The sequence below is a fragment of the Streptomyces sp. CB02009 genome (assembly GCF_001905825.1).
Taxonomy (GTDB): domain Bacteria; phylum Actinomycetota; class Actinomycetes; order Streptomycetales; family Streptomycetaceae; genus Streptomyces.
This window is the reverse complement of record NZ_LIVV01000011.1, coordinates 37,185-60,032: the sequence shown is the minus strand read 5'-3', so window position 1 is coordinate 60,032 and position 22,848 is coordinate 37,185. Positions and strand designations below refer to the sequence as shown.

The following is a 22,848-nucleotide window of genomic DNA, read 5'->3' as shown; positions in this document are numbered from 1 at the left end:
CCGGCGGGCCGAGGGCGTCAGCAGGTCGTCGCCGTCGACTTCGCCGAGCCGGCTCACTGGCCGATCCCGCCGGTGCAGGCGGCGCCCGGCTCGGGGGTCTGCGGACCCTGGACGTACTTGGTGAAGAAGGCGTCGATGCGCGGGTCGCTCGCGTTGTCCACGGTGACCTGCTTGCCCCAGGCGGACAGCATGATGGCGCCGGCCTGGTCGTCCACCGGGCTCATCAGCGTGTACTTGGTCTTGCCGACCTTGTCCTCGAGCTTCTTCACGTCGTCGGCGGCGGCCTTCTTGTTGTACGTCACCCAGACGGCGCCGTGCTCCAGGGAGTGCACGGCGTTCACCTCGGCGATGGCCTTCTTGTAGACGACGCCGTCGCAGTTCATCCAGACCGGGTGGTGGTCACCGCCGACCGGCGGCTTCATCTCGTACTTCACGGCCGTCTCGACGTGGTTGCGGCCGAGCTTCTTGGCGTCCCAGGACTGCTCGGCGGCGATGGGGGCCTTCGCGGCCGCGTCCTTCTTGTCCTGCTCGTCGGACTTCTTCATCAGCACGAAGGTGCCGAAGCCGACGAGGCCGAGGACGACGACGCCCGAGACGCCGATCGTGACGAGGCGGTTGCGGCGCTCACGGGCCTGCTCGGCGCGGCGCATCTCCTCTATTCGGGCGCGGCGGTCGGCGTTGGCGGAGCTCTTGGCGGCCATGGTGATGTCGTCCTTCTTCAGGGATGGGGGTGGAGTTCGGGGGTGGACACAGCGGGGCGGGACGCCCGGCGCCGCTATGTCCGGAGAACTTGAAGGACGTGCAGATCCGGCGCGCGCGGCCGGACGCCGGAACGGCGCGCGGCGCCGTCACCGGACGGCGGCTCGACGCGCGGGAGCCCGTCGGCCGCGTGCAGCGGCGGATCGAGCGGGGGCGCGCTGAGCACCGCGGGGGAGAGCGAGGGGAAGAGGGAGCAGCCGCCGCGGTCGTACGGGCAGATGTACTCGGCGACGGAGCCGGCGGCCGCGCGGGCGGCGGGAGCGGCCGTGCGGGCGGCGGTCGTGGCCGTGCCGGCGGCGGCGCTGGTGCCCGCCGACCCGCTCGCTGCCCCCGGTCCGGTGCCCGCGTGATGGGCCTCGGGCCCCGGCCCGGCGCCCAGGCAGAAGAAGAGCGCGGCAAGGAGCGTCGCCACGGCGCTCACCAGTGCCATGGGACGCGCGTGCTGGGACGGGCGTACGAGCCGTGTGGCCCCCATGGGCGCAGATCGTAGTGGGCGCGGGGGTTCTGTGGGCCGAACGGGGTACCACTCGGTACCGGCGGGAGGGCGGACGAGGGGCGAACGGACACCCGGACGCAGCCCTTCCCCCGTTACCTGAGTCACACCCGAGCAGGCACTATGGGTGTGCAACGTGCGCGAAACCATGTGGTGGGATGCTCAGGTGCCCCCCGATGTGCTCTGAGGCGGTGGGAGCAGGCGGCCTGACCAGCGAGGATGGGTGTGGAAATGGACAAGCAGCAGGAATTCGTGCTCCGTACGCTCGAGGAGCGCGACATCCGCTTCGTACGTCTGTGGTTCACCGACGTGCTGGGCTTCCTCAAGTCGGTGGCCGTGGCGCCCGCCGAGCTCGAGCAGGCCTTCGACGAGGGCATCGGCTTCGACGGCTCCGCGATCGAGGGCTTCGCCCGCGTATACGAGTCGGACATGATCGCCAAGCCGGATCCGGGGACGTTCCAGATCCTGCCGTGGCGGGCCGAGGCGCCGGGCACGGCGCGGATGTTCTGCGACATCCTGATGCCGGACGGGTCGCCGTCCTTCGCCGACCCGCGGTACGTCCTGAAGCGGGCGCTCGCCAAGACCTCGGACCTGGGCTTCACCTTCTACACCCACCCCGAGATCGAGTTCTTCCTCCTCAAGGACAAGCCGCTCGACGGCACCCGCCCCACCCCGGCGGACAACTCGGGGTACTTCGACCACACTCCGCAGAACGTGGGCATGGACTTCCGCCGCCAGGCGATCACGATGCTCGAATCGATGGGCATCTCGGTGGAGTTCAGCCACCACGAGGGCGCCCCGGGCCAGCAGGAGATCGACCTCCGCTACGCGGACGCCCTCTCCACCGCGGACAACATCATGACCTTCCGCCTCGTGATGAAGCAGGTGGCACTGGAGCAGGGCGTGCAGGCCACGTTCATGCCGAAGCCGTTCTCGGACTACCCGGGCTCGGGCATGCACACCCACCTGTCCCTCTTCGAGGGCGACCGGAACGCCTTCTACGAGTCGGGTGCCGAGTACCAGCTGTCCAAGGTCGGCCGCTCGTTCATCGCGGGCCTGCTGAAGCACGCGGGCGAGATCTCGGCCGTCACCAACCAGTGGGTCAACTCGTACAAGCGCATCTGGGGCGGCTCGTCCCGCACGGCCGGCTCGGGCGGCGAGGCCCCCTCGTACATCTGCTGGGGCCACAACAACCGCTCGGCCCTGATCCGCGTCCCCATGTACAAGCCGGGCAAGACGGGCTCCTCCCGTGTCGAGGTCCGCTCCATCGACTCGGGCGCCAACCCGTACCTGACCTACGCCGTCCTCCTCGCCGCAGGCCTCAAGGGCATCGAGGAGGGCTACGAACTCCCGGCCGGCGCCGACGACGACGTCTGGGCCCTCTCGGACGCGGAACGCCGTGCGATGGGCATCGAACCGCTCCCGCAGAACCTGGGAGAGGCGATCGCCCTCATGGAGAAGAGCGAACTGGTGGCGGAGACGCTGGGCGAGCACGTCTTCGACTTCTTCCTCCGCAACAAGAAGCAGGAGTGGGAGGAGTACCGCTCCGAGGTCACCGCCTTCGAACTCCGCAAGAACCTGCCGGTGCTGTAGCCGAGGGGCGGAACGGGCACAGCCCGGAACGGACACACAGGGCCGACGGTGGCGAACCGTCGGCCCTGCGCCGTCTCACGCGGCCTGGGCCGTCCCCGGGCCGCCGTCCGGGGAAACGAGGAGTCTCCCAGGTCAGAGGTGGCCGCTAGAGTCGGGGCATGGGGGATCGGACACGTGTGAAGCACTGCAGGCAGTGCCGTCGGCCGCTCGACGAGCGCAGCCGGTGGCGGCGCCCGAAGCGGTTCTGCAGCCGTCGGCACCGCCTGAGGTACTGGGTGGAGGAGATCTTGGACGCCGTCCTGGGCTGAGGCTCGCCCCGCTCGCGGCACGGTGTGGCAACGGGCGCCCGTCCACGGGTGATTAATCCGTTGCCCGGGGCTGCGGGTCCGTCCAGACTGCCCCGGTGAAGATCGAATCCGTCGCCACCGCGCGGCTCCTGCTCCAGCCGCTGACCGTCGCCGACGCCGGGCGCATCGTCGCCCGGGAGTCCGCGACCGGGGACCTGTGGGGCGAGGGGTATCCCGGCGACGGGGACGTCCGCTCGGCCACCGGCTTCCTGCGGGGGGTCGCCGAGCGGGGCGACCCGGGAGTGTTCCGGCCGTACGCGATACGGCTCGCGGAGAGCGGCGTCACCGTCGGGGGCATCGGGTTCCACGGGCCGCCCGACGAGATCGGGGTCGTCACCGTCGGGTACGGGCTCGTGCCCGTCGCGCGCGGCCACGGGTACGCCTCCGAGGCGCTGCGGGCGCTCCTCGAGATCGCCCGCCGCGCCGGTGCCTCCGGCGCGAAGGGCGACGCCGACCTGGACAATCCGGCCTCCCACCGGGTGATGGAGGCCGCCGGGATGCCGTGCGTGGCGGAGGACGAGCGGCTCCGGCACTTCTACCGGGGGTTCTAGGGGGACGGTACGAGACCCTCGTCTGCCCGGGGCACCTCGACGGCCTCCCCGTGCCGACCCTGACCGCGCCCTGGCCGATGCCGCCGGCCGACGGGCTCAGCCCGCCCTCCGCCGCCTGTCTGCGGCACCTCGCCGCCAGGCTCCACGAGGCGGGCGTGGCGGCCCGCCGAGGTGGCCGGCCACCTCGCCTCCCGGCCGGGCGCGGCGGGGCACTCGACGCCGGAGGACGTGGCCGCCGTCAGCGTTCCGAGAGCTCCGACGGAGCCTCCTGGACCATCCAGCCGTTTCCGTCCGGGTCCTCGAAGGTCATGAAGGAGTTCCACGTGCCGCCCTTGCCGGGCTCCCAGCCCTGCTCGCCGATGTGCTGGATCGCCGAGACCTCCACCCCGCGCCCGACGAACTCCGCCCGGGCCGCCTCGATGTCCGTCACGCAGAACTGCAGTCCCTGGAGCGAGCCCGGGGCCATCGTCCTGGTGCCCGGCAGCGGCGGCATCCCGCTGAGCAGCGCGAGCGAACAGCGCGAGCCCGGCGGCGTCAGCTGGACGACGCGCACGCCCGGCGCCACCGCGTCGTCCAGGTCGACGGTGAAGCCGCACTTCCCGGCGTAGAACTCCTTCGCCCGGTCCATGTCGGTGACGGGGACCGGGACGACTTCCAATGTCCAGTTCACGGGGGCTCTCCTCAGAAACGCCGGCGGGTCTGTCCGAAGGTGTCGCCCTTCGCGGCGCCGTGGCCGTGCGAGGCGCGGCCGGGTGCCGTCAGGGCCGTACCACCGTCCCCCCGGGACGCCCCGTCGCGCACCTCGAAACGCCCGGCCCGCCGTATTTCTTGGTCGTCCGGCCGGGACCCACCGCCCGCCGGCCCCCTACGCCTCGGGGACCCACCGCCCTCCGCCGCTCATTCCGCCGCAGCCACAGTCCGCCCGGCCGGTGCCTGCGGTCCCGCCGGCGTCCAGTGCAGTCGGCCGTCCAGGCCGATCGCCGCGACTCCGTCCCTGCCCGCGTCCGGCGCCCCCGCGAACAGGAACCTCTCCAGCTTCCACGCGGGCGCCGAGGCCCCCGTCCTGCCGTGCGGCGCCGTCGCCAGGAAGCCGGTCCTGGAGCGGACCGCGAGGAGTCCGTCGCCGCCGCTCACCGGGCCGAAGCCCGCCACGCCGCCGGGCAGCTCCGTGACCGGGGAGACCGGGCCGACGCCCGAGAAGTCGGCGCTGCGGAGATCGCCGGAGGCCGGCTTGCGGAACCAGAGCCGTACGCCGTCGCCGTTCGGCGCCGGAGTCGCGCTCAGCGCCAGGGTCGTCGGCGGCAGCGCGGTCAGCGACGGGCCCGTGAGCGGGCCGCCGGGCACCTGCTGCGCCCACACCAGAACGGTCGTCACGGTGCTCGCGAAGACGTACCCGCGGCCCTGCCCGTCCGTCGCCGCGACCGGGTCGCCGACCACGTCGACACCGCCGAGCACCCGCCAGGGCCCCCAGCCGCCGTCCGCGCCCTGCTCACGGGCGGTCAGACGGCGCAGGCTGTCACGGAGGACCACGGTCGCGCGGCCGTCGGCGCCCACCGTCACGGCGGGCGCGCTGATGTCGGAGGTGCCGGTCGCGTCGTTCCGCTCCGGGCTGCCGAGCGAGCGCCACGGACCGAAGGCGCCGCCCGGCGCCGACTGCTCGGTGCTCACGACCTCGCGGCGGTAGCCGGCCGGGCCGCCCGTGAGCAACGTCCGGGTGCCGTAGACCGCGATGCGGCCGTCGGGCAGCGACACCGACGTCACACCGGTGTCCATGCCGCCGCCGGGCAGCAGCGTCGGGCCGCTCCAGGCGCCGCCGCCGGCCGGCTTCCGCCAGGCCGCGAGCTGTCCGTCGAGGACGGAGAAGGCGTGCAGTCCGCCGTCCCGGTCCCGCTGCACCCAGGAGGTGGAGGTGCCCCGGGCGTAGCGCACGGTCGCGGTCCAGCCGCGCCCGGCGGGCCGCGCCGCCACCTTCAGGTCGCCGCAGCCGGCGGGCGTCCCGCAGTCGTTGACGCCGTCCATCCAGGCGTAGGTCTTCAGGGTCTTCAGCTTGTCGCCCGCCGTCTCGGGGTCGAGCGTGTGCGGCAGGACGCTGGTGGGGTAGCCGAGGTAGTTCTGCACGCCGACGCGCGGGTGCCCGGGGAGCTCGGCGTACCGGGCGAGCGCGGCCTGGGCGAACCGCGCGCCGTACAGGTGGTCCTGGTGGTCGCGGATCTTCCCGGTCTTCGGGTCGGTGCCGGGGCTCGGGTCCTGCATGCGGACGAAGGTGGGCCGGAAGCGGTCGAGGAGGCCGGCGATCGTCGCCACGACCTCGTCCTTGGTGTACCGGAAGTCGGCGGTGACCGGGGTGCCGGAGGAGCGCTGCGACTCCAGCGTGCCGATGAGTCCGTGCCAGAGGCCGTTGAGGCTGTGCGGGCGGTACTGGTTGGTCGACCCCGCCTCGCGTATCTGAAGCCACACCAGCCGGACCTTCGGGTCGGCGCGCAGCGTGTCCAGTTCGGCCAGGCCGCCGCCGGCGGTGGGGATCGCCACCCGGTCCCAGGGGCTGGTCCGGCTGCCGGTCGCCATCTCGGAGTACGCGGCCCGGATGCCGTTCTGCCGGGCCTCGGCGTAGGCGGCCTTGTCGGCCGTGGCGGCCTTCGCGTCGCGGGGGCGGGCGTTGACGCCGTCGGACTCACCGGCCGTCAGGTACACCGCGGCCAGCGGCGTGCCGGAGCGGATGGTCTGGGATATGTCCGGGTTCATGAAGAACAGGTCGTCGTCCGGGTGCGCCACGATCTGCATGACCGAGGGGGCGGACTTCCCGCCGGGCGCGGTGGACGCCGGGGGCCGTCCGGACGCCCCGGGGTCCGAGGCCGGGTCCTGGGCGTCCGGGCCGGTGGGCATGGGGACCGGCGAGGGGGCCGAGGCCCGGGGCGGGGCGGCCGGGGACGCGGGCGCCGCTCCGTCCTGCGTCGCCGTCTGCGCCGCGGCCGTTCTCGGCGCGCCGGTCACCGACAGGAGTCCGGCGAAGGTGCCGCCCACCAGGACGGCCGTGACCGCGGTGGAGACGGTCCTGCGGCGGGACAGGGTGAGACGGCGGCGGAGGCGTACGGGCATGGTCGGCGGCGCGCTTTCAACAGGGTCGGGCAGGCGGGGCGGTCCCGCGCTGGGGTACGGGGCGGGTTCAGGGGTCGCCTGATCGGGCTCGGGCAGGCGGGGTGGTCCCGCGCATGCGTCGGGTCCGCGTCAGGGTCGCTTCGGCGGGTTCGGACGGGCGGGAGTGGTCCGCCCCCAGCAAGACGGACTTTCAAGGAATACGGTTCATCGGACTCGAAAAGCCATCGATGTGCGGGACATCACGTGTGATCCGCTGCGAACCGCAGGCCTGAACGCCCCCGTCCCCCGCTCCGGATAGGCTCGATCCGCCCGGGTTCCGACCCGGGGGTGAGCCCTGGGGTCGGCCCCGGGGCGGACCTGCTCGGAGGGAGCGGCGGAATGACGGTGCCGGGACGCAGGAGCAGCACGTTCTCACGTCTGCTGCGGCACGGATTCACCGACCCGTCGGGGGCGGAACGGCTCCTGGACGTGCCCGAGCTGTCCACGCTGCGCGGCGACGACGTCCTCCTCGACGCCCTCGGCGCGACCGCCGACCCCGACCTGGCCCTGCGCGGTCTCGTCCGCCTCGTCGAGGCGCAGCCCGAGACGGAGCGGCAGACCTTCACGACCACCCTGCTCGCGGCCAAGCCGTTCCGGGACCGGCTCCTCGGGGTGCTCGGCGCCTCCGAGGCGCTCGCCGACCACCTGGCCCGGCACCCGCGCGACTGGGAGTCCCTCGTCACGTACGAGGCGGCCGACCTGCACCCGGGGGTCGCCGAGTTCGAGCGGGGTCTCGCCGAGGCCACCGACGAGGTCTCGCTGCGGGTCGCCTACCGCAGGTGCCTGCTGGCCATCGCGGCCCGTGACGTGTGCGGCACCATCGACGTCGCGGAGACCGCCGCCGAGCTCGCCGACCTGGCGACGGCGACCCTGCGCGCCGCGCTCGCCATCGCCCGCGCGGCCGCGCCCGCCGACGCCGCCCTGTGCCGGCTCGCCGTGATCGCGATGGGCAAGTGCGGCGGTCACGAGCTGAACTACGTGTCCGACGTGGACGTGATCTTCGTGGGGGAGCCTGCCCAGGAGGCCGGCGACCCGGAGGGCGGCGAGGCCAAGGCCATGCAGGCCGCGACCCGGCTCGCCTCGCACCTGATGCGGATCTGCTCGGAGACCACCGTCGAGGGCACGATCTGGCCGGTCGACGCCAATCTGCGCCCCGAGGGCCGCAACGGCCCGCTCGTCCGTACGCTCTCCTCCCACCTCGCGTACTACCAGCGCTGGGCGAAGACCTGGGAGTTCCAGGCGCTGCTCAAGGCGCGCGCGGTGGCCGGCGACCCGGAGCTGGGCGCCCAGTACATCGACGCCGTCTCCCCGCTCGTCTGGCAGGCCGCCGAGCGCGAGAACTTCGTGCCCGACGTGCAGAAGATGCGCCGCCGGGTCGTCGACAACATCCCCGCCGCACAGATCGACCGGGAGCTCAAGCTGGGCCCCGGCGGCCTGCGCGACGTCGAGTTCGCCGTGCAGCTGCTCCAGCTCGTGCACGGCCGCAGCGACGCCGGACTGCACAGCGGCTCCACCCTCGACGCGCTCGCCGCCCTCGCGGCCGGCGGGTACGTCGGCCGGGCCGACGCCGCCCAGCTCGACGAGGCCTACCGCTTCCTGCGGGCGATGGAGCACCGCATCCAGCTGTACCGGCTGCGCCGCACCCACCTCGTCCCCGAGGACGACGCGGACCTGCGCCGCCTCGGCCGCTCGCTCGGGCTGCGCACCGACCCGGTCGCCGAGCTGAACAAGGAGTGGAAGCGGCACGCGGCCGTCGTCCGCCGCCTGCACGAGAAGCTCTTCTACCGGCCGCTGCTCGACGCCGTCGCCCAGCTCGCCCCCGGCGAGATCCGGCTCAGCACGAAGGCCGCCGGGCAGCGGCTCGAAGCGCTGGGGTACGCGGACCCCGCCGCCGCCCTGCGCCACCTGGAGGCCCTGGCGTCCGGGGTCAGCCGCAAGGCCGCGATCCAGCGGACGCTGCTCCCGGTGCTGCTCGGCTGGTTCGCGGACTCGGCCGACCCGGACGCCGGCCTGCTCGGCTTCCGCAAGGTCTCCGACGCCCTCGGCAAGACCCCCTGGTACCTGCGGCTGCTCCGGGACGAGGGCGCCGCCGCAGAGAACCTCGCCCGCGTCCTCTCCGCCGGACGCCTCGCCCCCGACCTGCTGCTGCGCGCCCCCGAGGCGGTCGCGCTGCTCGGCGACCCGGAGGGGCTGAAGCCGCGCGGCCGGGAGCACCTGGAGCAGGAGGTCCTGGCGGCGGTGGGCCGCGCGTCGGACGCCGAGCAGGCCGTCGCGGCGGCCCGCGGGGTGCGCCGCCGGGAGCTGTTCCGGACCGCTGCGGCCGATCTCATCGGCTCGTACGGCACCGAGGACAGCCCCCGCGAGCCCGACCCGGGCGCGCTGGTCGACCGGGTGGGGGAGGCGGTCACCGACCTCAACGCGGCGACGATCGCGGGCGCCCTGCGCGCCGCCGTCCGCGCCGAGTGGGGCGACGAGCTGCCCACCCGGTTCGCCGTCATCGGCATGGGCCGCTTCGGCGGCCACGAGCTGGGGTACGGCTCCGACGCCGATGTCCTGTTCGTGCACGAGCCGCGCGAGGGCGTGGACGAGCAGGACGCGGCCAAGGCCGCGGGCAAGGTGGTCGCCGAGATGCGACGGCTGCTCCAACTCCCCACCGCAGACCCGCCGTTGCTGATCGACGCGGACCTCAGGCCGGAGGGCAAGAGCGGCCCCCTGGTCCGCACCCTGAAGTCGTACGCGGCCTACTACCACCGCTGGTCCCTCGTCTGGGAGAGCCAGGCGCTGCTGCGTGCCGAACCCATCGCGGGCGACCGCGAGTTGGGGGAGCGGTTCATCGAACTCGCCGATCCGCTGCGCTATCCGGCCGAGGGTCTCGGCGAGGACGCCGTCCGCGAGATCCGCCGCCTCAAGGCCCGGATGGAGTCCGAGCGGCTGCCGCGCGGCGCCGACCCGACCCTCCACGCCAAGCTGGGGCGCGGCGGCCTGAGCGACGTCGAGTGGACGGTCCAGCTGCTCCAGATGCAGCACGGCTGGGCGGAGCCGGGGCTGCGGACGACCCGTACCCGCGACGCGCTCCGGGCGGCCCACGCGGCCGGCCTCATCCCCACCGAGGAGGCGCAGACGCTGGACGAGGCGTGGGTGCTCGCCACCCGCGTGCGCAACGCGGTGATGCTGGTCCGCGGCCGGCCCGGCGACACCTTCCCCTCGGACCCGCGCGAACTCGCCGCGGTGGGGCGGTACCTGGGGTACGAGGCCGGCCATGTCGGAGAGATGGTCGACGACTACCGGCGGATCACCCGCCGGGCCCGCGCCGTCGTCGAGGAGCTGTTCTACGGGGCGTAGGCCCGCCGGGGCGGTCGCGCGGGCGTAGCCGCCGCGGGGGCCCGGCGGTGCGGGCAGGCCGGCGCCGCGCGTGAGTCGACCCCGCACGTGAGCCGGCGCCGCACGAGGGTCGGCCCCGTGGCTACGCCCCGTCCGGCATGCCCCGGATGTGCGTCAGGTAGCCGGCCAGGGCCAGTTCGAAGGCGGTGTCGGTGCGGCCGCCCTCGGGGAAGGCGGCGAGCGCCCGTGCGAGCCGCGGGGTCGCCGTGTCGTCGGCGAGCTCCCACATCGCCTCCGGGGCCGCCATGTCGAGGGCCGAGCCCAGGACCAGGTTCTCCAGGGCGATGATCACCGGCATCACGTCCGGGAGGGCGAAGCCCGCGTCGAGGAGGAGGGCGACCGCCTTCTCGTACTGCTCCAGGACCCGCGGGGCGCGCACCGGCGAGGTGGTGAGCAGGGGGATCGCCTTCGGGTGGGCGGCGAAGGCGGCCCGGTAGGAGCGCGCCCAGGCGGCGACGGCCGCGTCCCAGGGCCGTCCGTCGAGGGTGCCGCCGTCGATGGCGGCGCAGATCCGCTCCCGCAGCAGCTCCACGATGCCGTCCCTGCCGTCCACATGGTGGTACACCGAGGCCGTCTGCACACCGAGTCGTCTGGCGATCTGGGGGACGCTGAAGTCGCCCTGCTCGTCGACGAGTTCGAGTGCCGTGGTGGTGATGCGCACCCGGTCGAGCAGGGGCTTGTGCGGCCGGCCCATGGACGTTCTCCCGCTGTTCAGGTCTTCCCGAATCGTTGGACACGAGGCTACATTGCGCCAACCGAAAGCCTTTAGGTTTACGAGAAGGGCTTCTCCCGCATGTCCTCCAGCACCTCCGACAAGCCACCCGGCCTGCGCACCGGCACCCTCGGCACCGCCGACATCTCCTTCTTCGTCGTCTCCGCCGCCGCTCCGCTCACCGTGATGGCCGGCGTCGCCCCCATCGCCCTCGTCCTCGGCGGCATCGGAGCACCGGCCGGCTACCTCCTCGCCGGCATCACGCTGGCGGTCTTCGCCGTCGGCTTCACCACCATGAGCCGCCACGTCCGCAGCGGCGGCGCCTTCTACGCGTACATCGCCCAGGGACTCGGCAAGCCGCTCGGCATCGCCGCCGCCCTGGTCGCCATGGTCGGCTACAACGGCATGGAGATCGGCGTCTACGGACTCCTCGGCTCCGCCACCTCCGACACCGCGGGCGCCCTCGGGGGCACCGACCTGCCCTGGCTCCCGATCGCCCTCGCCGGCCTGCTGGTCATCTGGTACGGCGGCTACCGCTCCATCGACTTCGGCGCCAAGGTCCTCGGCGTCCTGCTCGTCGCCGAGACCGGCATACTCGTCCTCCTCGCCGGCGGCGTACTCATCGAGGGCGGGGCGAACGGGCTCTCCCTCGCCTCCTTCGCCCCGGGCAACGTCCTCGTCCCCGGCACGGCGGCCGTCCTGGCCTTCGCCTTCTCGGCCTTCACCGGCTTCGAGTCCACCGTCATCTACCGCCGCGAGGCCCGCGACCCGGCCCGCACCATCCCCCGCGCCACCTACATCGCGGTCGGGTTCCTCGGCCTCTTCTACGCCTTCGTCGTCTGGACCGTGATCCAGGCCTTCGGCGACGACAAGGTCGTCGAGGCCGCCGCGGGAGACACCGGCGGACTCTTCTTCGCCGCCATCACCACCTACGTCGGCCCCTGGGCCGCCGACCTGATGCACGTGTTCATCGTGACCAGCATCCTCGCCTCGCTGCTCGCCTTCCACAACGCGATCAACCGCTACGCCCTCGCCCTCTCCGAGGAGGGCGTCCTCCCCGCCGCCCTCGGCCGGATCCACCCCCGCCACCGCTCCCCGTACGTCGCGGGCCTCGCCCAGACCGTGCTCGGCGCGGTGGTCGTCCTCGGCTTCGCGGCCGCCGGCGCCGACCCGTACACCCAGCTGCTGCTCTGGGTGAACACCCCCGGGATGCTCGGGCTCATGGCGCTGATGCTGCTCGCCGCCCTCGCCGTCGTCCGCTACTTCCGGCGCGTCCCGCACCAGGAGGGCGCCCTGCGCACCCTCGTCGCCCCCGGCGCCGCGGCCGTCCTGCTCGCCGTGGCGATCTGGCTGGTCGCCTCCAAGGTCGAGCTCTTCACCGGCGCCTCCCCGACGGTCAACACCGTCCTCGTCGCCGTCGTCCCCGCCGTCCTCGTCCTCGGGCTCCTCCTCGCGTACCGGCTGCGCCGCACGCGCCCCGAGGTCTACGCCCGTTTCGCCGAGGAACCGCCCACCGAGCCGCCGGGCGCCGCGCAGACCGACCCTCCCGGCGCCGCGTACTCCCGGCCGCACCCCCACCCGCACCTCGACCCGCACCCCCACCCGCACGCCGAAGGAGCCGACCCCTCGTGTCCGCAGCCCCCGACCTCCTCCTCGTCGACGCCCGCGTCCGTACCCCCGAGCCGAGCGGCCACACCACGGTCGCCGTCCGCGACGGACTGATCACCGCCCTCGGCGACGCCGCCGACGCCCGTGCCTGGCGCGGCCCCGGCACCGAGGTCGTCGACCTGGCCGGCGCCACCCTCACCCCCGGTCTCACCGACGCCCACAGCCACCCCGTCTGGGGCCTGGAGATGTTCACCGGCACCGACCTGTCCGGCGTCACCGACCTCGAAGGACTGCGGGCCGCCCTCCGCGGCGCCGAGCGCCGCGACGGCTGGATCATCGGCTTCGGCCTCGACCACAACGTCTTCGGCGGCCGCCCCGTCCACCGCGACCTGATCGAGGACGTCCTCGGCGGCGCCCCCGCGTACCTCCGCCTCTACGACGGGCACTCGGTCCTGGCCAGCGAGGCCGCCCTCAAGGCCGCCGGCATCGACGGGCCCCGCGCCTTCGCCCAGCTCTCCGAGATCGTCTGCGACACCGAGGGCCGCCCCACCGGGCACCTGGTCGAGCACGCCGCCATGGACCTGCTGACCCCGGTCCTGCCGGCCCAGCCGTACGCCGAGCGCCGCGACCGGCTCGTCGGCCTGCTCACCGCCATGGCCGCCACCGGACTCACCTCCGCCCATGTCATGGACCTCGGCGGACCCGACGTACCCGGCCTCCTGACCGCCCTGGAGGAGGACGGCGAGCTGCCGCTGCGCCTCCGTCTCGCGCCCTGGTGCATGCCGGGCGTCGGCGAGGAGGAGCTGGACGGGTTCGTACGGCTCCAGGGGCGGGCCGGGCGGATGTGGGCGGTCGGCGGCGTGAAGTTCTTCATGGACGGCACCGTCGAGGGCGGTACCGCCTGGCTGGAGCACGCCGACTGCCACGGCCGGGGCACCGACGCCTTCTGGCCCGATCCGGCCGCGTACTCCGCCGCCGTGCGCCATCTGCACCGCGCGGGCGTCGGCACCGCCACCCACGCCATCGGCGACGCCGCCGTACGGCACGTCCTCGACACCGTGGAAGCGCTGGGCCCCGGCGGTCCCCGCCACCGCGTCGAGCACATCGAGACGGTCCCCGACGACCAGCTGGGGCGGTTCGCCGCGCTCGGCGTCGTCGCCTCGATGCAGCCCCCGCACACCGCGTACACCCGCGCCGACCACACCGACGAGTGGTCCAGGCGGCTCGGCGAGGAGCGGGCGGCCCGCGCCTGGCGCTGCCGCGACCTCCGGGACGCGGGGGCGTACCTCGCACTCGGCTCGGACTGGCCCATCGCCCACTACGACGCCCGGCAGGTCCTCGCCACCGCGCGGGCCCCGCGCGGCGCGGCCTCGGCCCGGCACGGGCTCACGGGCCTGATGGCCCTGGAGGGGATGACCACCCACGCGGCGGTCGCGGCGGGGGAGGAGCGGATCGCGGGCCGGATCGCCCCGGGCCACCGGGCCGATCTCACCGCCTTCGCGGTGGACCCGGTGGAGGCCCCGGCGGACGAGACGGAGAACGCCCCGATCCGCCTCGCCGTCGCCGGCGGCCGGATCACCTACCGGAGCTGACCGAGCGCTCCGGCTCCGTGCCGGTCTTCTCGGCCGGGTCCGTCCCGGTGCCCGTCCCGGTGCCCGTCCCGGTGGACGGGGCGGCACCGGCCCGGGCGTCCTCGCGGTCCGCCTCCCCCTTCGGAGGCGGGCCGCCGCGCGTCACCACGCCCGGCATCGGCTCGACCAGCTTGGGCAGGCGGTGCGGGCGGGAGCCGTACCAGAAGTAGGAGACGGCGAAGCCGAAGCCGAGGCAGATCATGCCGCCGACCGCGTCCAGCCAGAAGTGGTTGGCGGTGGCGACGATGACGACGAGGGTCGCCATCGGGTAGAGCAGGCCGAGGATCTTCGCCCAGGGCGCCTTGGCCAGGAGGAAGATCGTCAGGCCGCACCAGAGGGACCAGCCGATGTGCATCGACGGCATCGCCGCGTACTGGTTCGACACGTGCTTGAGGTTGCCCGAGGCCATCGAGCCCCAGGTGTGGTGGACGAGCACCGTGTCGACGAAGTCCTGGCCGTTCATGAGCCGGGGCGGCGCGAGCGGGTACAGGTAGTAACCGACCAGGGCCACACCGGTGGTGGCGAACAGGACGGTCCGGAACGCCGCGTAACGGCCCGGGTGCCATCGGTACAGCCACACGAGCACACCGATGGTCACGACGAAGTGCAGCGTCGCGTAGTAGTAGTTCATCGACACGATCAGCCATGTCACCGAGTTCACGGCATGGTTGACGGCGTGCTCGAAGGCCAGGCCGAGGGACTCCTCCGCCTGCCAGATCCAGTCGGCGTTCTTGAGCGCCTGGGCCTTCTGCTCCGGCACCGCGTTGCGGATGAGCGAGTACGTCCAGTAGCTCACCGCGATCAGCGCGATCTCGAACCAGATCGTGGGACGCCGCGGCGCGCGCGCACGGAGGCGCGCGAACCTGCCGTCGGCCACGGTGGGTGACGACGGGGTCGTCCGGTTGTCCAAACTCTTCACGGTCGTTTCACCCATAGGGAGAGAGTCTGCCAGATCCCTTCCCCCCGACCGATCATCCCTCCGACGGGTTCGGGGCGCACCCGGTCCACCTCAGGAACGAGGTCGTACGGAGGGTGCCGTAAGGGTCGGAAACAGGTACAGGGACAGGTCGGGGGCGGGTCGGGCGGGGGAGCGGGAGCGGGTTCGGCGCGCGCGGGCGTCGGACGCGTACGGACGACGCGTACGTGGTCAGGCGCGTACGGCGGGCGGGGCCGAGGCCGTCGACCCGCGGACGACCAGCTCGGGCATGAAGACGAACTCGGAGTGCGGGGCGGGAGTGCCCCCGACCTCTTCGAGCAGCGCGCGGACCGCGGCCTGCCCCATCGCCTGCACGGGCTGCCGGATGGTGGTCAGCGGCGGATCGGTGAACGCTATGAGGGGAGAGTCGTCGAAGCCGACGACGGAGACGTCCCTGGGGACGTCGAGCCCCTGCTGCCGTGCGGCCCGGATCGCGCCGAGCGCCATCATGTCGCTGGCGCACACCACCGCCGTGCAGCCGCGGGAGATCAGCGCGCCGGCCGCGGCCTGGCCGCCCTCCAGGGTGTAGAGGGAGTGCTGGATCAGCGCCTCGGACTCGTCGGGGCCGAGGCCGAGCCGCTCGGCCATGCCCTGCTGGAAGCCCTCTATCTTGCGCAGCACCGGCACGAACCGCTTCGGTCCGACGGCGAGCCCGATCCTGGTGTGGCCGAGCGCGGCCAGGTGCGTCACCGCGAGCCGCATCGCGGCCCGGTCGTCGGGGGAGACGAACGGCGCCTGCACCTTGGGGGAGAAGCCGTTGAGGAGGACGTACGGGACACCCTTGCCGCGCAGCTGGTCGTAGCGCGTCATGTCGGCGGTGGTGTCGGCGTGCAGTCCGGAGACGAAGATGATGCCGGCGACGCCCCGCTCGACCAGCATGTCGGTGAGCTCGTCCTCGGTGGACCCGCCGGGGGTCTGGGTGGCGAGCACCGGGGTGTATCCCTGCCGGGTCAGGGCCTGCCCGATGACCTGCGCGAGCGCGGGGAAGATCGGGTTGTCCAGCTCGGGGGTGATGAGGCCGACGAGGCCCGCGCTGCGCTGGCGCAGTCGTACGGGCCGCTCGTAGCCGAGCACGTCGAGCGCGGCAAGGACGGATTCGCGGGTGGCCCCGGCCACACCGGGCTTGCCGTTGAGCACGCGGCTGACTGTGGCCTCACTGACCCCCGCCTGGGCTGCGATGTCGGAGAGCCGCGCGGTCATGAGGATGGACTGTACCGGTCACGGGGCGTATTGCCCACCGCACGGATGAGGTACGCGTGATGCAAGCCACTCCGCAAGGTCTTGCAGGACTTGCAGGGCGTGCGTGGTGCGTCGGGGGCGTGCGCACGGGGCCGTTCAGCGCCTGAGGGGCGCGTGTCAGCTGCTGTCAAGCGATTCAACGGCAACCTTCGGGACACGCGGATGTAACGATCCCCGGTCCTTGCAGAAAGTTCCCGCAAGCTCTTTCGGCTCGTTTTCATCCCTGTTACGTTCCTGGCAACCCGGAGCGCCGCGAGGGAGCGGTCGCATGAGGAAGGTTCCAGCCCCTCGTCCCCCCGGGATCAGTTGAAGGAGTTCACATGCGGCGTGGCATAGCGGCCACCGCGCTGGTCGCGGCCCTGGGCGTGACCCTGGCGGCGTGCGGGAGTGACAGCGGTTCGGGCGACAGCGGCGCGAAGGGCTCGGGCGAGCTCTCCGGCACCGTCACCTGGTGGGACACCTCCACGGTCGGCTCCGAGGACAAGGTCTTCAAGAAGGTCGCCGAGGACTTCAAGAAGAAGCACCCGAAGGTCACCGTCAAGTACGTGAACGTGCCGTTCGGCGAGGCGCAGAACAAGTTCAAGAACGCCGCGCAGTCCGGCTCCGGCGCCCCCGACGTCATCCGCTCCGAGGTCGCCTGGACCCCCGAGTTCGCCGACCTCGGCTACCTGGCCCCGCTCGACGGCACTCCGGCCCTCAAGGACGCGGACGACTTCCTGGAGCAGGCCGCCGCCTCCACCAAGTACAACGGCAAGACCTACGCCGTCCCGCAGGTCATCGACTCCATGGGCATCTTCTACAACAAGAAGATCTTCAAGGAGGCCGGTGTCGAGGTCCCCAAGACCATCGACGAGCTCAAGACCGTCTCCGCCAAGATCAAGAAGAAGACCGGCAACCCCGGCCTCTACCTGCGCGGCGACGACGCCTACTGGTTCCTCTCCTTCCTCTACGGCGAGGGCGGCGACCTCGTCGACGCCGAGAAGAAGCAGATCACCGTCGACAACGCCGCCGGTGTGAAGGGCTTCAAGGTCGTCAAGGACCTGGTGGACTCCGGTGCCGCCAAGACCGACGCCACCGACGGCTGGAACAACATGCAGACCGCCTTCAAGGAAGGCAAGGTCGCCATGATGATCAACGGCCCGTGGGCCGTCGCCGACACCTACGCCGGCAAGGAGTTCACCGACAAGGCGAACCTGGGCATCGCCCCGGTCCCCGCCGGCTCGGCCGGCCAGGGCGCCCCGCAGGGCGGTCACAACCTCGCCGTCTACGCGGGCTCCAAGAACCTCGACGCGTCCTACGCCTTCGCCGAGTACATGACCTCGGCCGAGACCCAGGCGACGGTCGCCAAGGAGCTCAGCCTGCTCCCGACCCGCGAGTCCGTCTTCATCAAGCCCGACGTCGCGACCAACGAGATGATCGGCTTCTTCAAGCCGGTCGTCGACAAGGCCGTCGAGCGCCCCTGGATCCCGGAGACCGGCAGCCTCTTCGCGCCCCTCGTCACCGAGTACACCAAGGTCCTCACCGGCCAGACCACCCCGGACGCGGGAGCGAAGGCGACGGGCGACGCCTACCGCAAGCTCCTGAAGGACTGGAAGTAACAGGAAGGCAGGCCGGCTGATGGCTGTGGACACCCCCAGCCAGTCGGTGGTGAAGGCCGCGGGCGACAGCGTCGCCCGCGGCCGGAGCCGCGGAACTGGCAAGCGCAGGAGCGTCAGGAAGCGCTCCCTCGCCACCCACTGGTACGCCTGGGCGATGATCGCCCCGGTGACGATCGTGATCGCGGTGATCATCGGCTATCCGCTGGTCCGCGGCATCTACCTGTCGCTGACCGACGCCAACGAGCGGAACGTCGCACGGTCGATCGGCGTCAACGAGATCCCGGCCACCTACGAGTTCGTCGGCCTGGACAACTACGCCGACGCGCTCACCGGCGGCCAGTTCCTCTCCACCCTGGGCTGGACGCTGCTGTGGACGGTCGCCTGCGTCTCCGTCACCTTCGCGCTCGGCCTCACCCTCGCCAACGTCCTCAACCGCAAGATCGCCGGCCGCTCCTTCTACCGGCTGCTGCTGATCCTGCCCTGGGCCGTGCCCGGCTTCGTCTCCGTCTTCGCCTGGCGCTTCCTCTACAACCAGGACAACGGCCTCCTCAACAAGATCCTCGCGGGCGGCGGCATCGACGCCGTGCCGTGGCTGAACGACCCCACCTGGGCCAAGTTCTCCGTCATCCTCGTCAACGTCTGGCTCGGCGTGCCGTTCATGATGGTCGCCCTCCTCGGCGGGCTCCAGTCCATCCCCGGCGAGCTGTACGAGGCCGCCGAGATGGACGGCGCCAACGCCTGGCAGCGCTTCCGGCACATCACCATGCCCGGCCTGAGCTCGGTGTCGACGACGGTGGTCCTGCTCTCCACCATCTGGACCTTCAACATGTTCCCGGTGATCTTCCTGCTCACCCGGGGCGGACCCGGCGAGGCCACCCAGATCCTCGTCACCCAGGCGTACAAGTTCTCCTTCGAGGTCAGTCCGCGCGACTTCGCCCAGTCCTCCACCTGGGGCGTGCTCATCCTGGTCCTCCTGATGCTCTTCGCCGCGGTCTACCGGCGAGTCCTCCGCAAGCAGGGAGAAGTCTGGTGACGACCACGACCCCCACCCCCCAGGCCGTCGTCAACGCGCCGATCCGCGGCCGCCGTTCACCGCTCGCCTCGGTCGCCCTGCACGTCACCCTGATCGTGGCGTCCGTGATCGCCGTCTTCCCCGTGCTGTGGGTCCTGCTGACCTCGCTCAAGCCGGCCAAGTACGCGATCACCACGGACTTCTTCAAGGAGACGACGCTCGAGAACTACACGAACCTGCTGAACGACACCCCGTTCCTCACCTGGTTCGGCAACTCGCTGCTCGTCGCCGCCCTCACCACCGTCATCGGCGTCTTCATCTCCGCCACCACGGGCTACGCCGTCAGCCGCTTCCGCTTCCCCGGCAAGCGCGGCCTGATGTGGACGCTGCTCATCACCCAGATGTTCCCGGTCGCCGTCCTGATCGTGCCGATCTACAACATCATGGCGTCGATGGGCCTGCTCAACCAGCCGGCCGGCCTGGTCATCACGTACCTGACCATCGCCGTCCCGTTCTGCGCGTGGATGATGAAGGGCTTCTTCGACACCATCCCGCGCGAGATCGACGAGTCCGGCTACGTCGACGGCCTCACGCCCTTCGGCACCTTCTGGCGGCTGATCCTGCCGCTGGCCAAGCCGGGCATCGCGGTCACCGCGTTCTACTCGTTCATCACCGCCTGGGGCGAGGTCGCCTACGCCTCCGCCTTCATGGTCGGCGACGAGAACCTCACCCTCGCCGGCGGACTCCAGAAGTTCGTCAACCAGTACGGCGCCCAGTGGGGTCCGATGGCCGCGGCCTCCGTGCTCATCGCCATCCCCGCGGCCCTGGTGTTCCTCTTCGCCCAGCGCCACCTCGTCACCGGCATGTCCGCCGGTGCCGTCAAGGGCTGACGGCCCTGCGCCCGGCCCCTGCACGCACCTCTGCACGCACCTCCTTACCTCCCAGGGAAGACATGACCCAGCATCTCGCCACCCCGGCCGACGCCCCGACCACCGGCACGCACACGGGCTGGTGGAGAGACGCGGTGATCTACCAGGTCTACCCGCGCAGCTTCGCCGACGGCAACGGCGACGGCATGGGCGACCTGGAGGGCATCCGCAGCCGGCTGCCGTACCTCAAGGAACTCGGCGTCGACGCCGTCTGGCTCTCCCCCTTCTACGCCTCGCCGCAGGCCGACGCCGGCTACGACGTCGCCGACTACCGGGCCATCGACCCCATGTTCGGCTCGCTCCTCGACGCCGACGCCGTGATCCGCGACGCCCACGCCCTGGGCCTGCGCATCATCGTCGACCTGGTCCCCAACCACTCCTCCGACCAGCACGAGTGGTTCCAGCGCGCGCTGCGCGAGGGCCCCGGCTCGGTCCTGCGCGAGCGCTACCACTTCCGCCCCGGCAAGGGCGAGAACGGCGAACTGCCGCCCAACGACTGGGAGTCCATCTTCGGCGGCCCCGCCTGGACCCGCACGGAGAACCCGGACGGCACCCCCGGCGACTGGTACCTCCACCTCTTCGCCCCGGAGCAGCCCGACTTCAACTGGGAACACCCCGCCGTCCGCGACGAGTTCCGCTCGATCCTCCGCTTCTGGCTCGACATGGGCGTCGACGGCTTCCGCGTCGACGTCGCCCACGGCCTCGTCAAGGCCGAGGGCCTGCCCGACCTCGGCGCCCACGACCAGCTGAAGCTGCTCGGCAACGACGTCATGCCCTTCTTCGACCAGGACGGCGTCCACGAGATCTACCGCTCCTGGCGGAAGGTGCTCTCCGAGTACGACGGGGAGCGCGTCCTCGTCGCCGAGGCCTGGACCCCGACCGTCGACCGCACCGCGAACTACGTGCGCCCCGACGAGATGCACCAGGCCTTCAACTTCCAGTACCTGGGCACCCACTGGGACGCCGCCGAGCTCCGCCGCGTCATCGACGACTCGCTCCAGGCGATGCGCCCGGTCGGCGCGCCCACCACCTGGGTGCTCTCCAACCACGACGTCACCCGGCACGCCACCCGCTTCGCCAACCCGGCGGGTCTCGGCACCCAGCTCCGCGAGGCCGGCGACCGCGCCCTCGGTCTGCGCCGGGCCCGCGCCGCGACCCTGCTGATGCTGGCGCTGCCCGGCTCCGCGTACGTCTACCAGGGCGAGGAGCTCGGCCTGCCCGACGTCACCGACCTGCCGGACGAGGTCCGCCAGGACCCGTCGTTCTGGCGGGCCTCCGGCCAGGACGGCTTCCGCGACGGCTGCCGTGTCCCGATCCCGTGGACCGCCGAGGGCAGCTCGTACGGCTTCGGCGCCGGCGGCTCCTGGCTGCCGCAGCCCGCCGGCTGGGGCGGCCTGAGCGTCGAGGCGCAGACCGGCGACCCCGGCTCCACCCTGGAGCTGTACCGCAGCGCCCTCGCCGTCCGGCGGGCGCAGCCCGGACTCGGTGCGGGCGAGGCCGTCGAGTGGCTGGAGGCACCCGAGGGTGTGCTCTCCTTCCGCCGCGACGGCTTCGCCTGCATCGCCAACACCACCGGCCGGGCCATCTCCGTCCCGCTGCCCGGCCGGTTCCTTCTCTCCAACGAGGAGATCGAGACCGTCACCGTCGACGGCGAGGACACCGCGGTCCTGCCCGCCGACGCGACCGCCTGGTGGGCGGTGTGACGATCCCCCTGCCGCGGGGCGCCGGGAACGGCGCCCCGCGGCTCGCGGACATCGCGGCCCAGTCGGGGGTCAGCGAGGCCACCGTCAGCCGTGTCCTCAACGGCAAGGCGGGGGTGGCCGGCGCGACCCGGCACAAGGTCCTCGCGGCGCTCGACGTGCTCGGCTACGAGCGCCCCGTACGGCTGAAACGCCGCAGCGCGGGGCTCGTCGGGCTCGTCGTGCCCGAGCTGACCAACCCGATCTTCCCGGCGTTCGCGCAGGTCGTCGAGCAGGTCCTGGCCGGGCACGGCTACACCCCGGTGCTCTGCACCCAGATGCCCGGCGGCGCCACCGAGGACGAGCTCGTCGAGCAGCTCGTGGAGCGCGGGGTGGCCGGCATCGTCTTCCTCTCCGGGCTGCACGCGGACGCCTCCGCCGACCCGGCCCGCTACGCCCGGCTGTCCGCCCGCGGTGTGCCGTACGTCCTCATCAACGGCTACAACGAGCACATCGACGCCAACTTCGTCTCCCCGGACGACCGGGCCGCGGCGCGGATGGCCGTGCGGCACCTGGTCGAGCTGGGGCACGAGCGCATCGGCCTGGCCATCGGCCCGACCCGCTACGTGCCCTCGCGCCGCAAGGCCGAGGGCTTCACCGCCGAGCTGTACGAGCTCCTCGGCGTCGAACGCGCCGACGCGGAGCGGTTCATCAGACCCACGCTGTTCGGCGTCGAGGGCGGGCACGCGGCCGCCGACATCCTGCTGCGGGAGGGCTGCACCGGCATCGTCTGCGGCTCCGACCTGATGGCGCTCGGCGTGATCCGCGCCGTCCGCGCCCGGGGCCTCGACGTGCCGGGGGACGTCTCCGTCGTCGGCTTCGACGACTCGCCGCTGATCGCCTTCACCAGCCCCCCGCTGTCCACCGTCCGCCAGCCCGTCCAGGCCATGGCGACGGCGGCCGTCGGCGCGCTCCTGGAGGAGATCGAGGGGAATCCGGTGCAGCGCACGGAGTTCGTGTTCCAGCCGGAGCTGGTGGTCCGCGGCTCCACGGCGCAGCCGCCCGTGCGCGCCGCGCTGCCGCAAGTCATTGCGTAACAACTTGCGTTGCGGTGTCCGGAGGGTTGACCGGGCGTCGGGGCACTCGTACGGTCACGGCTGAAAACAGTTGCTGAACCTTTCGGCAACTTCTTGCGACAGTGAAGT

At 72.5% G+C, this 22,848-nt stretch carries 17 protein-coding genes; 10 read left to right on the top strand and 7 right to left on the bottom strand.

Translation table 11 applies throughout. The features are described 5' to 3' along the window. Positions 1-53 precede the first annotated feature (53 nt). Positions 54-701 carry a DUF3105 domain-containing protein gene (locus tag AMK27_RS34895; RefSeq protein WP_073917468.1) on the bottom strand — a complete coding sequence of 216 codons (648 nt, stop codon included), beginning with the start codon at positions 699-701 and terminating at the stop codon, positions 54-56. Between the two features lie 74 nt (positions 702-775). After that, entirely contained in the window at positions 776-1,234 is a 459-nt protein-coding gene (locus AMK27_RS43135) for a hypothetical protein (protein ID WP_073917466.1), read from the bottom strand. Between the two features lie 249 nt (positions 1,235-1,483). Here AMK27_RS43135 and AMK27_RS34885 point away from each other — a divergent pair, with 249 nt between their 5' ends. After that, entirely contained in the window at positions 1,484-2,845 is a 1,362-nt protein-coding gene (locus tag AMK27_RS34885) for a glutamine synthetase family protein (RefSeq protein ID WP_015033133.1), read from the top strand. A gap of 403 nt (positions 2,846-3,248) precedes the next feature. Next, positions 3,249-3,743, top strand: a complete 495-nt coding sequence (locus AMK27_RS34880; protein WP_073917464.1) for a GNAT family N-acetyltransferase — start codon at positions 3,249-3,251, stop codon at positions 3,741-3,743. Between the two features lie 238 nt (positions 3,744-3,981). On the opposite strand, the gene AMK27_RS34875 is transcribed toward AMK27_RS34880, so the two are convergent. Continuing rightward, on the bottom strand, positions 3,982-4,413 hold the full coding sequence (locus AMK27_RS34875) for a VOC family protein (RefSeq protein ID WP_073917463.1): 432 nt from the start codon (positions 4,411-4,413) through the stop codon (positions 3,982-3,984). Positions 4,414-4,640: 227 nt separating this feature from the next. Further along, complete coding sequence (locus AMK27_RS34870; protein WP_073917461.1) at positions 4,641-6,839, bottom strand: PIG-L family deacetylase; 2,199 nt, start codon at positions 6,837-6,839, stop codon at positions 4,641-4,643. A gap of 378 nt (positions 6,840-7,217) precedes the next feature. On the opposite strand from AMK27_RS34870, the gene AMK27_RS34865 reads away from it, so the two are divergent. Next, the gene (locus AMK27_RS34865; protein ID WP_073917459.1) at positions 7,218-10,220 is read left to right on the top strand and encodes a bifunctional [glutamine synthetase] adenylyltransferase/[glutamine synthetase]-adenylyl-L-tyrosine phosphorylase; all 3,003 of its coding nucleotides are present in this window, start codon (positions 7,218-7,220) and stop codon (positions 10,218-10,220) included. Between the two features lie 121 nt (positions 10,221-10,341). On the opposite strand, the gene AMK27_RS34860 is transcribed toward AMK27_RS34865, so the two are convergent. Then, complete coding sequence (locus AMK27_RS34860; protein WP_073917457.1) at positions 10,342-10,953, bottom strand: TetR/AcrR family transcriptional regulator C-terminal domain-containing protein; 612 nt, start codon at positions 10,951-10,953, stop codon at positions 10,342-10,344. A 99-nt stretch (positions 10,954-11,052) separates the two neighbouring features. Here AMK27_RS34860 and AMK27_RS34855 point away from each other — a divergent pair, with 99 nt between their 5' ends. Both AMK27_RS34855 and AMK27_RS34850 read left to right on the top strand, forming a co-directional pair. Continuing rightward, positions 11,053-12,693, top strand: coding sequence for an APC family permease (locus tag AMK27_RS34855; protein ID WP_241847690.1), 1,641 nt, complete (start codon positions 11,053-11,055; stop codon positions 12,691-12,693). Next, positions 12,600-14,171 carry an amidohydrolase gene (locus AMK27_RS34850; RefSeq protein ID WP_073917456.1) on the top strand — a complete coding sequence of 524 codons (1,572 nt, stop codon included), beginning with the start codon at positions 12,600-12,602 and terminating at the stop codon, positions 14,169-14,171. Before AMK27_RS34855 ends, AMK27_RS34850 begins: the two co-directional genes overlap by 94 nt. Here AMK27_RS34850 and AMK27_RS34845 read toward each other — a convergent pair. After that, the gene (locus AMK27_RS34845) at positions 14,155-15,144 is read right to left on the bottom strand and encodes a phosphatase PAP2 family protein (RefSeq protein ID WP_073917454.1); all 990 of its coding nucleotides are present in this window, start codon (positions 15,142-15,144) and stop codon (positions 14,155-14,157) included. The two genes, AMK27_RS34850 and AMK27_RS34845, sit on opposite strands and share 17 nt — an antisense overlap. A gap of 213 nt (positions 15,145-15,357) precedes the next feature. Further along, a complete protein-coding gene (locus tag AMK27_RS34840) occupies positions 15,358-16,386 on the bottom strand; it encodes a LacI family DNA-binding transcriptional regulator (protein ID WP_073917453.1) in 1,029 nt (342 codons plus the stop codon). A 359-nt stretch (positions 16,387-16,745) separates the two neighbouring features. Between AMK27_RS34840 and AMK27_RS34835 the strand changes: the two genes are divergently transcribed. From AMK27_RS34835 to AMK27_RS34815, 5 genes are all read left to right on the top strand, one after another. Next, positions 16,746-18,023, top strand: coding sequence for an extracellular solute-binding protein (locus AMK27_RS34835; protein WP_073917451.1), 1,278 nt, complete (start codon positions 16,746-16,748; stop codon positions 18,021-18,023). A 19-nt stretch (positions 18,024-18,042) separates the two neighbouring features. Continuing rightward, complete coding sequence (locus AMK27_RS34830; protein WP_073917450.1) at positions 18,043-19,056, top strand: carbohydrate ABC transporter permease; 1,014 nt, start codon at positions 18,043-18,045, stop codon at positions 19,054-19,056. Next, complete coding sequence (locus tag AMK27_RS34825; RefSeq protein ID WP_073917896.1) at positions 19,050-19,925, top strand: sugar ABC transporter permease; 876 nt, start codon at positions 19,050-19,052, stop codon at positions 19,923-19,925. Before AMK27_RS34830 ends, AMK27_RS34825 begins: the two co-directional genes overlap by 7 nt. Positions 19,926-19,987: 62 nt before the next feature. After that, positions 19,988-21,667, top strand: a complete 1,680-nt coding sequence (locus AMK27_RS34820) for a glycoside hydrolase family 13 protein (RefSeq protein ID WP_073917448.1) — start codon at positions 19,988-19,990, stop codon at positions 21,665-21,667. Continuing rightward, positions 21,655-22,740, top strand: a complete 1,086-nt coding sequence (locus tag AMK27_RS34815; RefSeq protein ID WP_073917447.1) for a LacI family DNA-binding transcriptional regulator — start codon at positions 21,655-21,657, stop codon at positions 22,738-22,740. Before AMK27_RS34820 ends, AMK27_RS34815 begins: the two co-directional genes overlap by 13 nt. Positions 22,741-22,848 lie beyond the last annotated feature (108 nt).